This is a genomic window from Streptomyces sp. LS-MS-L19 (genome assembly GCF_058382285.1).
Genome location: NZ_JBYCLL010000001.1, coordinates 7,118,801 through 7,133,376 on the forward strand (window position 1 = coordinate 7,118,801; position 14,576 = coordinate 7,133,376).

The window sequence follows — 14,576 nt, forward strand, 5'->3', positions numbered from 1 at the left end:
AGGCACGCTAGGGAAACGGGGGCGCGACCCCGGACAGCACGCGGCCCGGGGCGCATCCCTGTCACTCGGACGGGTGCACCCCGGGTCGTACAAGCGGCTGAATCGCCGAAGGTGTCGAAGGCTAGAGCTTCGTCCAGGCCTCGGTGAGGGTCGCGCGCAGGATCTGCTCGATCTCGTCGAAGGTCCCCTGGTCGGAGATCAGCGGCGGGGCGAGCTGGACGACCGGGTCGCCGCGGTCGTCGGCACGGCAGTACAGGCCGTTGTCGAAGAGGGCCTTGGAGAGGAAGCCGTACAGGACGCGCTCGGTCTCCTCGTCGTTGAAGGACTCCTTGGTCGTCTTGTCCTTGACCAGCTCGATGCCGTAGAAGAAGCCGTTGCCGCGGACGTCGCCGACGATCGGCAGGTCGTGGAGCTTCTCCAGCGTCGAGCGGAACGCGCCCTCGTGGTCGAGGACGTGCTGGTTGAGGTTCTCGCGCTCGAACAGGTCCAGGTTGGCGAGACCCACCGCGGCCGACACGGGGTGACCGCCGAAGGTGTAGCCGTGCAGGAAGGTGTTGTCGCCCTTGTAGAACGGCTCGGCCAGGCGGTCGGAGATGATGCAGGCGCCGATCGGGGAGTAGCCCGAGGTCATGCCCTTGGCGCAGGTGATCATGTCCGGGACGTAGTCGAACTTGTCGCAGGCGAACATGGTGCCCAGGCGGCCGAAGGCACAGATGACCTCGTCCGAGACGAGCAGGACGTCGTGGCGGTCGCAGATCTCGCGGACGCGCTGGAAGTAGCCGGGCGGGGGCGGGAAGCAGCCGCCCGCGTTCTGCACCGGCTCCAGGAAGACGGCCGCGACGGTGTCCGGGCCCTCGAAGAGGATCTGCTGCTCGATCTGGTCGGCGGCCCAGCGGCCGAAGGCCTCGGGGTCGTCGCCGAAGAGCGGGGCGCGGTAGATGTTGGTGTTCGGGACCTTGTGCGCGCCCGGGACCAGCGGCTCGAAGGGGGCCTTCAGGGCCGGCAGGCCGGTGATCGACAGGGCGCCCTGCGGGGTGCCGTGGTAGGCGACCGCGCGGGAGATGACCTTGTGCTTGGTCGGCTTGCCGGTGAGCTTGAAGTACTGCTTGGCGAGCTTCCAGGCGGTCTCGACCGCCTCACCGCCGCCGGTGGTGAAGAAGACCTTGTTCAGGTCGCCGGGCGCGTGCTGCGCGAGGCGCTCCGCGAGCTCGACGGCCTTCGGGTGGGCGTAGGACCACACCGGGAAGAACGCCAGGTCCTGCGCCTGCTTGAAGGCGGCCTCGGCGAGTTCCGTGCGGCCGTGGCCGGCCTGCACCACGAACAGGCCCGCGAGGCCGTCGAGGTAACGCCTGCCCTTGTCGTCGTAGATGTAGGTGCCCTCGCCCCGGACGATGGTCGGGACCGGGGAGTTCTCGTACGACGACATGCGGGTGAAGTGCATCCACAGGTGGTCGTACGCGGTGCGGCTGAGGTCCTTGGAGCTCACGGTTATCGGGTCCTCACGGTTATCGGGTTCCCCACATGTAGGTCTGCTTCTTGAGCTTCAGATAGACGAAGCTCTCGGTGGAGCGCACTCCGGGGATGGCCCGGATGCGGCGGTTGATGACCTCCAGGAGGTGGTCGTCGTCCTCGCAGACGATCTCCACCATCAGGTCGAAGGAACCCGCGGTCATCACGACGTACTCGCATTCCGGCATGGCCGTCAGGGCCTCGGCCGCGGACTCCACGTCGCCCTCGACGTGAATGCCGACCATCGCCTGGCGCCGGAAGCCCACGGTGAGCGGGTCCGTGACGGCGACGATCTGCATCACGCCCTGGTCGAGCAGCTTCTGGACGCGCTGGCGCACGGCCGCCTCGGACAGGCCGACGGCCTTGCCGATCGCGGCGTACGGACGGCGGCCGTCCTCCTGGAGCTGCTCGATGATGGCGAGGGAGACGGCATCCAGATGGGGGGTGCCGTTCCTGGACTCACGGGAGTCCCTGGGGTCTGCGCTTCGACTGGCCACGACGTCACTGTGCACGACGTCTCGACACTTCCGCAAGGCCAGGGCGATGAAATCCGTTGTTTACGCTACCGAGACCTGCGGATTTCGCAGCCTTGGCGCGATCGGGGGTGTTGAAAACGTGGGTGTGACGATTAGGGTGGGTGTCTCAGTCAGTGGACAGTTCCCATCCCCTCAGGAGGCCGGCAGTGAGCACCGAGCTGCGTCGTCTGCGCAACTACATCGACGGTGAGTTCCGGGACGCCGCCGATGGACGGACCACGGACGTGGTCAACCCCGCGACCGGTGAGGCGTACGCGACCGCGCCGCTGTCCGGGCAGGCGGACGTGGACGCGGCGATGGCCGCCGCGGAAGCCGCCTTCCCCGGCTGGCGCGACACCACTCCCGCCGAGCGCCAGAAGGCCCTGCTGAAGATCGCCGACGCGTTCGAGGAGCGGGCCGAGGAACTCATCGCGGCCGAGGTGGAGAACACCGGCAAGCCGATCGGGCTCACGCGGTCCGAGGAGATCCCGCCGATGGTCGACCAGATCCGCTTCTTCGCCGGTGCGGCGCGGATGCTGGAGGGCCGCTCGGCCGGTGAGTACATGGAGGGCCTGACCTCGATCGTGCGCCGCGAGCCGGTGGGCGTCTGCGCGCAGGTCGCGCCCTGGAACTACCCGATGATGATGGCCGTGTGGAAGTTCGCGCCGGCGATCGCGGCGGGCAACACCGTGGTGCTGAAGCCGTCGGACACGACCCCCGCGTCGACCGTGCTCATCGCCGAGATCATCGGATCGATCCTGCCCAAGGGCGTCTTCAACGTCATCACCGGCGACCGCGACACCGGCCGGCTGATGGTCGAGCACCCGACGCCGGCGATGGCCTCCATCACCGGGTCCGTGCGGGCCGGCATGTCGGTCGCCGAGTCCGCGTCCAGGGACCTGAAGCGGGTCCACCTGGAGCTGGGCGGCAAGGCCCCGGTCGTCGTCTTCGAGGACACCGACATCGCCAAGGCCGTCGAGGACATCTCCGTCGCGGGCTTCTTCAACGCGGGGCAGGACTGTACGGCGGCCACGCGCGTGCTGGTCCAGTCCTCCATCCACGACGAGTTCGTCTCGGCGCTGGCCAAGGCCGCCGCCGAGACGAAGACCGGGCAGCCGGACGACGAGGACGTGCTGTTCGGCCCGCTCAACAACCCGAACCAGCTCAAGCAGGTCTCCGGGTTCATCGAGCGGCTGCCCGCGCACGCCAAGGTCGAGGCCGGCGGCCACCAGGTCGGCGACAAGGGGTACTTCTACGCGCCGACCGTGGTCTCCGGGCTGAAGCAGGACGACGAGATCATCCAGAACGAGGTGTTCGGGCCGGTCATCACCGTGCAGTCCTTCTCCGACGAGGAGCAGGCCGTGTCCTGGGCCAACGGGGTCGAGTACGCGCTCGCCTCCTCGGTGTGGACCAAGGACCACGGCCGCGCGATGCGGATGTCGAAGAAGCTGGACTTCGGGTGCGTGTGGATCAACACGCACATCCCGCTGGTCGCGGAGATGCCGCACGGCGGGTTCAAGAAGTCCGGCTATGGCAAGGACCTTTCGGGATACGGGTTCGAGGACTACACGCGGATCAAGCACGTGATGACGTCGTTGGACGCGTAGGTTCTTCGGCGGCGGGGGTCTGGGGTTCTGCCGGTAGTGGTTCGGCCGCGGGTGCGTGGGGGCTGGTCGCGCAGTTCCCCGCGCCCCTCAGGTGGGCTCGCCGCCCCGGCGCCCGGAGATTCGGCCTTGTCGGCCCACCGTCAGGGACGGCATGCTGCGGCGATGCCCCTCACGCCCGAGCCGTTCCCGCCCTCCCGCAGGACCCTGCTGCGTGCCCTCGGTGGTGGGGCGGTGCTGGGTGGGCTCGCCGGCTGCGGGGTGCCCGCCGCGTACGTGGCCGCGGGTGACCGGGCCGGCCCCGACCGCTCCGCCGACGACAAGCGGCTGACCTGGGCGAACTGGCCGCTCTACATCGACACGGACGACGACGACTCGACGCGGCGGCCGACGCTGGACGCCTTCCGCAGGCGGACCGGCATATCCGTCGACTACGTCGAGGAGATCAACGACAACGACGAGTTCTTCGGCAAGATCAGCCCCGCGCTGATGAACCACCAGCAGACCGGCCGCGACCTCATCGTCGTCAGCGACTGGATGTGCGCGCGGTTCGTACGGCTGGGCTGGGTCCAGGAGATGGACCGGGCGCACCAGCCGAACGTCACCAAGTACCTTGACCCGCTGCTGCGTTCGCCCGCCTTCGACCCGGGCCGCAGGTTCACCGTGCCCTGGCAGTCGGGGATCACCGGGATCGCGTACAACCGCGGGAAGCTGGGCCGCGAGATCCGGCACGTCAAGGATCTCTGGGCGAGCGACCTCAAGGGCCGCGTCACCCTGCTCTCCGGGCTCGACGAGGCCTTCGCGCTGCTCATGCAGGGCAACGGCGTCGACATCAGGACGTGGACGGCGGACGACTTCCACGAGGTCTGCGACCAGGTCGAGAGGTACGTGAAGAACGGCCAGATCCGCCGCTTCACCGGCAACGACTACACCAAGGACCTCGTCAGCGGTGACGTCCTGGCCTGCCAGGCGTACTCCGGGGACGTGATCCAGCTCCAGGCCGACAACCCCGACATCCGCTTCGTCGTCCCCGAGGAGGGCGCGGAGCTGTGGTCGGACTCCCTGATGATCCCCGACCGCGCCCTGCACAAGGCGAACGCCGAGCGTCTCGTCGACTACTACTACGACCCCGAGGTCGCCGCGGAACTCGCCGCCTGGGTCAACTACGTCTGCCCCGTCCCCGCCGCACGGGAGGTCCTGGCCGCGTCGAAGGACGAGGACACGGCTGCGCTCGCCGAGAACCCCCTGATCTTCCCGGACACGCGGATGCGGGAGCGGCTGGTGATCGCACGGGACATCACGTCGAGGGAGCGGGTGGGGTTTGCGCGGCGGTGGAACGCGATCGTGGGGTTGTGAGGGGGCAGGGGTCGTCCCGCAGGAAGAGGTGAACGGAGACCGTCGTGGGGGGCGTTGGCCGAGCCCGGGGGCCGTTTCGCGGCACGAGATGAGATGAGCCGCCCCGACCGGGGTATCCGCTTCGCACCGCACCCGTCGGGCCGGGGCCCGGCCAACCGGAAGGAGAGGTAACGCATGTCCGCGTCCCTCGTGGAAACGGTCGATATCGAGGCTCCCGTCGCCGTCGCCTGGTCGCTGTGGAGCGATGTGACCCGGTGGCCGGCCTTTCTGAGCCACGTCCGTCTGGTGGAGCGGCTGGACGAGCGCCGTTTCGCCTGGCAGCTCCAACTGCCCGGCGCCGACAAGAACTTCGTCGCCGAGCTCACCGAGGTCGTCCCGGAGGACCGCATCGCCTGGCACACCGTGGAGGGCGTGCACCACGCGGGCGTGGTCACCTTCCACCGGCTCAGCGACACGTCGAGCCGGGTGACCCTGCAGATCGAGTACGACCCCCAGGGGTTCATCGAGCACCTCGGCGCCCTCACCAACCTGGACTCGGCCCTCGCCAACTACGACCTCGGCGAGTTCCAGAAGCTGGCCGAGACGACGGCGGCGGCCGGCTGACAGAGATCCCGGCACCCCTAACCTTTTGAACATGTTCAAATCCAGGCGTACGCTGCTGCCATGAGCGACAGAGCCGCCCAACTCCGGGGCATCCGCGCATGGCTGGTCTTCTTCGTCGTCTGCCTGGTGCTCAGCGGGGCCACCGCCTTCCCGCTGGTCCACGAACTGCGCTGGACCGAGGAGGTCCTGCGGCACCTGCCCGCGCCGGACGCCCTGATGGACTGGATCACGCGCGTCCGGCGCGGGCTCGACACCGCCGACGCGGACTACCCCTTCCTCCTGTACGGCACGGACTGGCTGGCCTTCGCCCACCTGGTCATCGCGGTCGCCTTCTACGGCCCCTACCGTGACCCGGTCCGCAACATCTGGGTCGTCGAGTTCGGGATGATCGCCTGCGCGGGGATCATCCCGCTCGCCCTGATCTGCGGACCGATCCGGGGGATACCGTTCTGGTGGAGCGTGATCGACATGTCGTTCGGGGTCATCGGGATCGTCCCGCTGTACGTCCTACGGAAGAAGATCAAGCGGCTGGAGGCGCTCACCCCGCCCGACGTCCGGGCCGTGCCCGCTACTTGAGCGCGGCGGCGACGATCCGGGCGACGACCGGGTTCGCGTCCTCGCTCTTCGCGTCGGTCGAGTTGACCGAGTGGACGAGCGTGCGGCTCAGGTCGCGGGTGCCGGCGATCGCCGAGTTGTAGCCGTACCGGCCACCGGACTTGAGCCAGTACACCGTCCCGCCGGACTCGAAGCGCCGGAGGCCGCCCGCGCTGTAACTCGCTCCGGTGATGTCCGCCGGGACCGAGAACACCTCCCTCATCAGCGGCCGCGGCACGATCCGGCCCCGGAAGAGGCCGGTGAGCAGGCGCTCCAGGTCCGCGGTCGTGGAGATCATGTCCCCGGCCGCGAACCGGTCCGCCTGGTTCCACTCCGTGACGTCCAGGAGCTCCGTGGTCCCGTCGGCCCTCCGCACCGCCTGGTAGCCCCGGTTGTGAGGGCCGCGAATGCGCGGGTCGGTGCCGGGGAAGTACGTGTCCCGCATCCCGGCCGGTGCCAGCACCAACCGGGCGGCCTCCGAGGCGTACGGCCGTCCCGTCACCCGCTCGATCAGCAGGCCGAGGAACGTGTAGTTGATGTTGAGGTAGTGCTGGCGCCTCCCCGGGCAGAACTCCGGTTCCTTCGCGCCCGCGGACGCCGCCACCCGCTGCGGGCCGAGCGTCTCGAAGCGGCGGGCGTACACCTCCTCGAAGGTGGCGCCGAGGTCGTCGCCCGCCGGGATGCCGCTGGTGTGGTTCAGCAGCTGCCGGACGGTGACCGGCCGGAACCGGCTGCCCAGGAGGCCGGGCAGGTAGTGCTGGACCGGCGTGTCCAGGTCGATCCGCCTCTCGTCCGCCAGGCGCAGTACGGTCGCCGCCGTCACCACCTTCGTCGTCGACCCGGCCCTGAAGCGCGCGTCGGGATCGGCCGGCCGCCCGCTCTCCAGGTCGCGCACGCCCGAACTGCCCCGCCACCTGCCGTCACGGCCACCGACCCGCACCAGGGCTGCGGTGGCGTCGGCGTCGGGGAGCCCCGCCAGCGCGGCGCGCAGTGCCCTGGCGTCCGGTCCGCAGGCGGTGTCCGCGTTCGCCGGGGAGGCCGGCAGGGCGGCGGCCAGGGGCGCGGCGAGGGCACCGGCGAGGAGACTTCTGCGACGGAGGTCACGCACGGGTCGACTCCAGGGGGTGTGGGATGTGTGTGATCATCCTGCGGGGCCTTCGAGGCGGCGTGATCCTCACCGAGGAGGGGCTCGACCCCGGGAAAGCCCTGAGCAACTCCCTTTGCCTGTAGGGGAGTTGCTCGGAGAAACCCCCTAGGGGAGAAAAAGTGTTATCGCGGAGCCCTTCACTCCGTCTCCACTGACGCACGCACGAAGGGGCACCACGAAGGGTCACCGCCCGGAAAGGACGACGTGGACACGCGGCAGTGGCGCGACACCATCGCGGCGGCGCAGGACGGCGACCGACGCGCGCTGGACGAGCTCGTCGAGGGCTGGCTGCCGCTGGTGTACAACATCGTCGGCCGTGCCCTGAACGGCCACGCCGACGTCGACGACGTCGTCCAGGAGACCATGCTGCGGGCCGTCGGCAACCTCGGCAGTCTGCGCGACCCGGACAGCTTCCGGTCCTGGCTGGTCGCCATCGCCATGCGCCAGATACGGGACCGGGCCCGCCGCAGGACCCCCGCCCCGCTGGACGAGTCGGCTGCGCGCGAAGCCGCCGACTTCGCCGAACTCACCGTGTTGAGGCTCCAGTTGGAAGGGCAGCGGCGCGAGGTCGCGGAGGCCGTGCGATGGCTCGACGACGAGGACCGGCAACTGCTGTCGCTGTGGTGGCTGGAGGTCGCGGGCGAGCTCACCCGGCGCGAGCTGGCCGCCGCCGTCGGGATCAGCCGGCAGCACGCCGCCGTGCGCGTGCAGCGGATGAAGGAGCGCCTGGAGACCTCCCGCGGCATCGTCCGCGCCCTCGACGGCGCCTGCCCGGACCTGCGCGAGCTGACCGCCCGCTGGAACGGCCGCCCCGACTCGGTCTGGCGCAAGCGGCTCGCCCGGCACATCCGCGGCTGCGGCTACTGCGGCGACACCCGCGAGTCCGTCGTACCGGCGGAGCGCCTGCTGGTCGGCATCGCGCTGGTGCCGGTCCCCGTGGGCTTCACCCTGTCGCTGGCCCTGGGGAGCAAGACGGCCGCGGCGGCCACGGTCGCGTCCGTGAGCTGGTCCGCCAAGGTGATGGGCGCCCTCACCCAGCCCGTCGTCGCGGCCACCGCGGGAGCGACGATCGTCGCGGGCGGGGCCTACGTCGTCACCCAGCAGCCGGACGCGCCGGCGCCACGGGTCGCGGTCTCACCCACGGCGGCCAGCACCCATCGCCCGCCGTCGCTCCTGCCCACCCCGCCGCCTTCACCGTCACCGTCTCCGTCCCCCTCGGCGATCCCCGCGAAGACCGTCCTCTACGGCAGTGTCGTCGACGCCGTCGACCGGGCCCCCGACCCCGACACCCCGCCCGCCGCCCTGCCCCACCGGCCGGAGACCGGCATCAGCAGCACCGGCGGCGCCCACGCCGTCCTGAACCACCGCGGGGACGCCGTCACGCTCACCGGCGAGGGCTACGTCCTCGTCCGCTGGCAGATCTCCCCGCAGTACCGGCCCGGCAGCCTGGTCCCGCCCTCCTGGACCGGCCTCGACGGCAAGCTGTTCCACGTCGCCTCGGGCGGCGGCCGCCGTATGGACGACTCCGTCAGCGCCACCGACAGCAGCGCCACCGGCATGGGCAGCGCGGCCACCGGCTACGCCGTCCTGCCCGCCGGCACCCAGCAGATGTGGCAGAACGAGTACTTCTACCTCGACGGCAGCGTCACCCTCACCGTCAACGAACGCGGCGCCGACTACGGCCTCAGCGTCTTCCCCTCGACGTGGGACGCGGCCGAGAAGGACATCACCACCGGCCCCGCGCAGGGGGCCGAGCGCTACGGCCTGGTCCGCGACACCGGCAAGGACGACGCCCCGGTCCCGCAGTACGTCACCCGCTCGACCCCCGCCGACCCGGCGACGGTCGCCCAGAAGTCCCGGGTGTAGCACCACGGCGCTTGTGCGCCCTACCCCGTCGGGTCGGCCGCCCGCAGCGCGCAGAGCACGTCCACCCGGTTCGTGGTGATCGAGTCGACGCCCATCCCGGCGAGGCGGCGCATCGAGCGGCGGGTGTCGGGGGTCCAGACGGAGATCAGGTAACCGTCCGTGTGGATGCGGTCCGCGAGGTCCCGGTCCATCAGGGTGAAGCGGTAGTTGAGCCAGCGGGGCTTGACCGCGTTCAGCAGGGCGGGGCGCGGGGGTGCGAGGCTGGTCCAGGTGAGCGCGATCTCCGCGGACGGGTCGGCCTCGCGGACGGCGAGCATGGCGGTGGCGTCGGCGCAGTAGTAGACGCGGTCCTGGGCTCCCTGCTCGCGGACCACGTCGACCACGCGGCGGGCGACCCGGGTCTCGCGCGTGCCGGGCAGGTCGAGCATCAGGCGGTGGCCGTCGGTGGCCCGCAGCGCCTCCGCGAGCGTCGGCACCCGGCCGTCGGTCAGCCCCCGCACCTCGTCCGCGGACAGCGACAGCAGCGGCCGGTCGTGCTCCCACAGCCGCTTCAGCGTGTGGTCGTGGAGCAGGACCGGTACGCCGTCCCTGGTGAGCCGTACGTCGACCTCCACCGCGTCCGCGCCCAGGTCGAGTGCGGTACGCAGGGAGTCGATCGTGTTCTCACGGACGCGGTAGGGGGCGCCGCGGTGTGCCACGGCCGTCAGCTTTTGCATGGGCCCATTGTGGTGCCGGTGGGTTGCGGGAGGGTGACGCAGTGCGGGTCAGGGGGCGAGCCAGGCGGTGGTGTAGGCGTCGATCTCGTCCTTGATCCTGGACTTGCCGGGTCCGTCCAGGAAGGACGCGTCCACGGCCGCCTTCGCCAGCTCCGCCAGGCCGCGTTCGTCGAGGTCCAGGAGCCTCGCCGCGACCGCGTACTCGGTGTTCAGGTCGGTGCCGAACATCGGGGGGTCGTCGGAGTTGACCGTGACGACGATCCCGGCGCGCACGAACTCCTTGATCGGATGCTCGTCGAGGGTGCGGACGGCCCGGGTGGCGATGTTGGAGGTGGGGCACACCTCCAGCGGGATGCGGTGCTCGGCGAGGTGCGCGAGGAGCTGCGGGTCCTGGAAGGAGTGCGTGCCGTGGCCGATGCGCTCGGCGCGGAGGTGGGTGAGGGCGTCCCACACGGTCTCCGGGCCGGTCGTCTCGCCGGCGTGCGGGACGGAGTGCAGGCCGGCGGCGATGGCCTGGTCGAAGTACGGCTTGAACTGGGGGCGGGGTACGCCGATCTCGGGGCCGCCGAGACCGAAGCTGACGAGGCCCTCCGGGCGGAGGCGGTCGTCGGTGGCGAGCCGTGTCGTCTCCTCGGCGGCCTCCATGCCGGCCTCGCCGGGGATGTCGAAGCACCAGCGCAGCACCGTGCCGAACTCGGACTCCGCCGCCTTGCGGGCGTCCTCGATCGCCTCCATGAAGGCGCGCTCGTCGATGCCGCGGCGGGTGGAGGAGAACGGCGTGATGGTGAGCTCGGCGTAGCGGACCTGCTGGCGGGCGAGGTCCCTGGCGACCTCGAAGGTCAGGAGCCGGACGTCCTCGGGGGTGCGGATCAGGTCCACGACGCTGAGGTAGACGTCGATGAAGTGGGCGAAGTCCGTGAACGTGAAGTAGTCGACGAGGGCTTCGGGGTCGGTGGGGACCTTGGAGTCGGGGTGGCGGGCGGCGAGTTCGGAGACGATGCGGGGGGAGGCGGAGCCGACGTGGTGGACGTGCAGTTCGGCCTTCGGCAGTTCGGCGATGAAGGCGTGGTGGAGGGGGGTTTGGGCGGGGTTGGGTGTCGTCGTCATGGGGGCCTCCCCTTGCAGGGCGCCTGGCACGGTGGTTTCTTGTGCGGCGCGGTGATCGGCTGATCGAGTGCGGCCATCGTAGGACGGGGGGTGGTGGGGTGGGTGCGGGTGGGTGGGGGCGGGCGTTTTTGCGCCCACGCGGCGGAGCCGCATATCGACACAGTCCCGCGCCCCTGGAGGCCTGCGGCGGCCCCTTGCGGCCCGGTGGGGGTGCGTGTAGCGCGTGCTGGTTCGTCTGGGGTCGGTGCCGGGGTGGGGGGTATCCGTCCTCGGTCCGGCGGCTCGGTCGTTCATGAGGGGCTCGGTAACGGACGCCGGCCGCTGCGGGCGGACACCCCCCACCCCGTCCCCTTCACGCCGTCGGCGGCTTGAGGAGCGTCCACCGTCCCCACCCAGGGGCGCGGGGAACTGCGCGACCAGCCACGACGGGCCCGCACCCGCCCGACAACCTGACCCGGCACCCCCCTTTCCGCGACCGGTAACATGGCCGCACGAACGACCAAGGGGGACATGGGCATGACGGACGGAACGCAGTCGGGTGGGGAGGCCGGGCGGGATCCGTGGGCGGCGCCGGAGAGTGGGCCGTCGTTGGAGAAGAGTTCGCCGCCGCCGTCCGTGCATGATCAGGCCACCGTGACGTCGGTGCCCAGTGACGGGTACGGCTTTCCGCCCCCCGCACCCGCCCCCGGTCCAACGCCCGGTTACGGCTACCCCGCTCCGGAGCAGGGCGTCCCCGGCCCCGGCCCCGGCATACCCGGTGGGCCCGGCTTCGTGCCGCCGCCTCCCATCGCGCCCGGTGGGCCCGGCGCCCCGGCCGGATACGGGTACCCCGGCTACCCCCAGGCCCCGCAGGGATACGGCTGGGCCCCGCCCATGCCCCCGCAGAACGGCATGGGCGTCGCCGCGATGGTGCTGGGCATCATCTCCTGCGTCATGTTCTGCCTGTACGGCGTGCTCTCCCTGGTGCTCGGCATCATCGCCATCGTCCTCGGCGTCAAGGGGCGCAGGAAGGCCGCGCGGGGCGAGGCCACGAACCACGGTCAGGCGCAGGCCGGCTTCATCATGGGCATCATCGGGACGATCCTCGGCCTCGCCGTCATCGTCTTCATGGCCATCGTCATCACGGCCGCCGTCACCTCCGACGACGAGCCCGACTACTACGACGGCTCCCTGCACGCCGTCCAGGTGGCACAGCAGTACTGATCAGAGGTCTCTGAGCCGCTCCCGGGCCGCCATCAACGCGAAGCCCAGGAGGTTCGGGCCTCGCCAGCGCTCCGGGTCGCTCGCCGCCTCGTCGTCCGCGGCGAGGCCGATGCCCCACACCCGGTCCACCGGGCTCGCCTCCACCAGCACCCGCTCGCCGGTGCTCAGCAGGAACTCACGCAGGTCGTCGTGGGCCGCGAACTTGTGCACGCTGCCCTCGACGACGATCCCGAAGCGCTCCCGCTGCCAGATCCGCTCGTCGAAGCCGCGCACCAGTCGGCCCGCTTTCTTGGCCTGGGACGGGTGGCCGGCGGCCAGCACTAGGCGCTCGGCTTCCTGATCTTCGAAAAGCCGCGCCTTCGCCGCCATCATCCAGTGCTCGGCGGTCGCATAGGTCACTCCGTCCACCACGAACGGTGACGGCCACCACTGGCTCAGACAGCTCGCGCCGACGCGGCCGTCCGAACGCGGGCGGTGTCCCCAGAAGTGCAGATACTTGATGTGTGCGCCTGCTCGGACCTGCTTGACCAGGGCGTCCTGTGAATCGGTCTTCCCCGTGATCTTCCCCATGCACGCGAGTCTGACAGGCACCACTGACACTCCGTCCTTCCTTTTCGGGGACGACTCGACACCTGGTCGACAGATTCCGTCGCGTAACCGAAAGGCAACAACGGAATCACTTGTAGGAGTGTCATTGCTCTGTCAGGATCGGCACTCAAATCGAGCTGGAGCTACGCCACCCGCCCTCGGGACCGAGGGATGACGGCGGAGGAGAGCGACATGCACAACCCGGGCAGTGCCACCCCGGACCGGTTCGCGGCCCAGGAGCGGTTCGCCGACGGCGCGCAGTTCATCGGAGGGCGTCTCGCCAAGGGGACCTCCGGGCGGACGCACGCCGTCGTGGACCCCGCGAGCGGGGAGGAGGTCCTCACCTACGAGCTGGCGGGCGCGGCGGACGTGGATGCCGCCGTCGCCGCGGCACGGGAGGCCTTTCCCGGCTGGGCGGGCGCCACTCCCGGTGAGCGGTCCGACGCCCTGCACCGGTTCGCCGCCGTGCTCGCCGACCGTGCCGAGGACTTCGCCCGCGCGGAGTCCCTCCAGTGCGGGAAGCCGCTGAAGCTGACCCGGGAGTTCGACGTTCCGGGGACCATCGACAACACGTCCTTCTTCGCGGGTGCGGCCCGTCATCTTCAGGGGCAGTCCGCCGGGGAGTACTCCGGGGATCACACGTCCTACGTGCGGCGGGAGCCCATCGGGGTCGTCGGGTCCATCGCGCCCTGGAACTACCCGCTCCAGATGGCCGCCTGGAAGATCCTTCCGGCGATCGCCGCAGGCAACACCATCGTGCTGAAGCCTGCTGAGATCACGCCTCTGACCTCGCTGCTCTTCGCCCAGGCTGCCACCGATGCCGGGATCCCGGACGGGGTCGTCAACATCGTCACCGGGACCGGGAAGGAGGCCGGGGAGCGGCTGGTCGGGCATCCCGATGTGGCCATGACCTCCTTCACCGGGTCCACGGCCGTCGGCAAGCGGGTCGCCGAGATCGCCACCGCCACCGTCAAGCGGCTCCACCTGGAGCTCGGCGGCAAGGCCCCCTTCCTTGTCTTCGACGACGCCGACCTGGAGGCCGCCGTCCACGGAGCCGTGGCCGGTGCGCTCATCAACACCGGGCAGGACTGCACGGCCGCCACACGCGCGTACGTGCAGCGGCCGCTGTACGAGGCCTTCGTGGAGCGCACCGCCGCGCTGATGGAGACCGTTCGCCTCGGCGACCCCTTCGCTCCCGGCACCGACCTCGGGCCGCTGATCTCGCACGTCCAGCGGGACCGGGTCGCCGGGTTCGTCGACCGTGCGCGTGCCTACGCGCGCGTGGTGACGGGCGGGGAGGCACCGGGCGAAGAGCTCGCCAAGGGGGCGTACTACAAGCCCACCCTCGTCGCCGACGCCGCCCAGGACAGCGAGATCGTCCAGTCGGAGATCTTCGGGCCCGTTCTCGTCGTGCTGCCCTTCGACAGCGACGAGGAGGGCATCCGGCTCGCCAACGACACCCCCTACGGGCTCGCCGCCTCCGCCTGGAGCCGGGACGTCTACCGGGCGAACCGCGCCACCCGGGAGATCAAGACCGGGTGCGTGTGGGTCAACGACCACATTCCGATCATCAGCGAGATGCCGCACGGCGGGTACAAGGCGTCCGGCTTCGGCAAGGACATGTCCTCGTACTCGTTCGAGGAGTACACGCAGATCAAGCACGTCATGTTCGACAACACCGCGATCGCCAGGAAGGACTGGCACCGCACGATCTTCGGGGACCGATAGCCGTTGTTCAGGCCGCCCGACCCGCGGCCGCCCACTTCCC

General features: G+C 70.5%; 13 protein-coding genes. 7 read left to right on the plus strand and 6 right to left on the minus strand.

Going from position 1 to position 14,576, the window contains the following annotated elements:
- Positions 1-121: 121 nt before the first annotated feature.
- Together AC2XR2_RS31940 and AC2XR2_RS31945 are read right to left on the minus strand one after the other, a co-directional pair.
- On the minus strand, positions 122-1,486 hold the full coding sequence (locus tag AC2XR2_RS31940) for an aspartate aminotransferase family protein (protein ID WP_381298594.1): 1,365 nt from the start codon (positions 1,484-1,486) through the stop codon (positions 122-124).
- Between the two features lie 19 nt (positions 1,487-1,505).
- Positions 1,506-2,021 (minus strand): Lrp/AsnC family transcriptional regulator, encoded by a 516-nt coding sequence (locus AC2XR2_RS31945; RefSeq protein ID WP_062026720.1) that lies wholly within the window; start codon positions 2,019-2,021, stop codon positions 1,506-1,508.
- 170 nt (positions 2,022-2,191) lie between these two features.
- On the opposite strand from AC2XR2_RS31945, the gene AC2XR2_RS31950 reads away from it, so the two are divergent.
- From AC2XR2_RS31950 to AC2XR2_RS31965, 4 genes are all read left to right on the plus strand, one after another.
- On the plus strand, positions 2,192-3,631 hold the full coding sequence (locus AC2XR2_RS31950) for a gamma-aminobutyraldehyde dehydrogenase (protein WP_381298590.1): 1,440 nt from the start codon (positions 2,192-2,194) through the stop codon (positions 3,629-3,631).
- A 162-nt stretch (positions 3,632-3,793) separates the two neighbouring features.
- A complete protein-coding gene (locus tag AC2XR2_RS31955; RefSeq protein WP_491516923.1) occupies positions 3,794-4,984 on the plus strand; it encodes a polyamine ABC transporter substrate-binding protein in 1,191 nt (396 codons plus the stop codon).
- Positions 4,985-5,158: 174 nt separating this feature from the next.
- Positions 5,159-5,587 carry an SRPBCC family protein gene (locus AC2XR2_RS31960; protein ID WP_491516924.1) on the plus strand — a complete coding sequence of 143 codons (429 nt, stop codon included), beginning with the start codon at positions 5,159-5,161 and terminating at the stop codon, positions 5,585-5,587.
- A gap of 60 nt (positions 5,588-5,647) precedes the next feature.
- Entirely contained in the window at positions 5,648-6,163 is a 516-nt protein-coding gene (locus AC2XR2_RS31965; RefSeq protein WP_491516925.1) for a hypothetical protein, read from the plus strand.
- Here AC2XR2_RS31965 and AC2XR2_RS31970 read toward each other — a convergent pair.
- Positions 6,156-7,289: a serine hydrolase domain-containing protein gene (locus AC2XR2_RS31970; protein ID WP_491516926.1), complete on the minus strand. Its 1,134-nt coding sequence runs from the start codon at positions 7,287-7,289 to the stop codon at positions 6,156-6,158. The genes AC2XR2_RS31965 and AC2XR2_RS31970 overlap by 8 nt on opposite strands.
- A 243-nt stretch (positions 7,290-7,532) precedes the next feature.
- On the opposite strand from AC2XR2_RS31970, the gene AC2XR2_RS31975 reads away from it, so the two are divergent.
- The gene (locus AC2XR2_RS31975; RefSeq protein WP_491516927.1) at positions 7,533-9,194 is read left to right on the plus strand and encodes an RNA polymerase sigma factor; all 1,662 of its coding nucleotides are present in this window, start codon (positions 7,533-7,535) and stop codon (positions 9,192-9,194) included.
- Positions 9,195-9,214: 20 nt separating this feature from the next.
- Here AC2XR2_RS31975 and AC2XR2_RS31980 read toward each other — a convergent pair whose 3' ends face one another.
- Positions 9,215-9,910, minus strand: coding sequence for a glycerophosphodiester phosphodiesterase (locus tag AC2XR2_RS31980; protein ID WP_449348515.1), 696 nt, complete (start codon positions 9,908-9,910; stop codon positions 9,215-9,217).
- Positions 9,911-9,958: 48 nt separating this feature from the next.
- Positions 9,959-11,017 (minus strand): adenosine deaminase, encoded by a 1,059-nt coding sequence (locus AC2XR2_RS31985; RefSeq protein ID WP_491516928.1) that lies wholly within the window; start codon positions 11,015-11,017, stop codon positions 9,959-9,961.
- Between the two features lie 516 nt (positions 11,018-11,533).
- Between AC2XR2_RS31985 and AC2XR2_RS31990 the strand changes: the two genes are divergently transcribed.
- The gene (locus tag AC2XR2_RS31990; protein WP_381298576.1) at positions 11,534-12,220 is read left to right on the plus strand and encodes a DUF4190 domain-containing protein; all 687 of its coding nucleotides are present in this window, start codon (positions 11,534-11,536) and stop codon (positions 12,218-12,220) included.
- Here AC2XR2_RS31990 and ybiA read toward each other — a convergent pair whose 3' ends face one another.
- Positions 12,221-12,790, minus strand: a complete 570-nt coding sequence (gene ybiA / locus AC2XR2_RS31995) for a riboflavin biosynthesis intermediates N-glycosidase (RefSeq protein ID WP_491516929.1) — start codon at positions 12,788-12,790, stop codon at positions 12,221-12,223.
- A 210-nt stretch (positions 12,791-13,000) separates the two neighbouring features.
- On the opposite strand from ybiA, the gene AC2XR2_RS32000 reads away from it, so the two are divergent.
- On the plus strand, positions 13,001-14,536 hold the full coding sequence (locus AC2XR2_RS32000) for a gamma-aminobutyraldehyde dehydrogenase (RefSeq protein ID WP_491518540.1): 1,536 nt from the start codon (positions 13,001-13,003) through the stop codon (positions 14,534-14,536).
- Positions 14,537-14,576: the final 40 nt, after the last annotated feature.

Excerpts from the sequence above, each read along its gene's own strand:
- AC2XR2_RS31955 (WP_491516923.1), top strand. The coding sequence starts at position 3,794 with ATGCCCCTCACGCCCGAGCCGTTCCCGCCCTCCCGCAGGACCCTGCTG.
- AC2XR2_RS31960 (WP_491516924.1), top strand. The coding sequence starts at position 5,159 with ATGTCCGCGTCCCTCGTGGAAACGGTCGATATCGAGGCTCCCGTCGCC.
- AC2XR2_RS31965 (WP_491516925.1), top strand. The coding sequence starts at position 5,648 with ATGAGCGACAGAGCCGCCCAACTCCGGGGCATCCGCGCATGGCTGGTC.
- AC2XR2_RS31980 (WP_449348515.1), bottom strand. The coding sequence starts at position 9,910 with ATGCAAAAGCTGACGGCCGTGGCACACCGCGGCGCCCCCTACCGCGTC.
- AC2XR2_RS31985 (WP_491516928.1), bottom strand. The coding sequence starts at position 11,017 with ATGACGACGACACCCAACCCCGCCCAAACCCCCCTCCACCACGCCTTC.
- AC2XR2_RS31990 (WP_381298576.1), top strand. The coding sequence starts at position 11,534 with ATGACGGACGGAACGCAGTCGGGTGGGGAGGCCGGGCGGGATCCGTGG.
- ybiA (WP_491516929.1), bottom strand. The coding sequence starts at position 12,790 with ATGGGGAAGATCACGGGGAAGACCGATTCACAGGACGCCCTGGTCAAG.
- AC2XR2_RS32000 (WP_491518540.1), top strand. The coding sequence starts at position 13,001 with ATGCACAACCCGGGCAGTGCCACCCCGGACCGGTTCGCGGCCCAGGAG.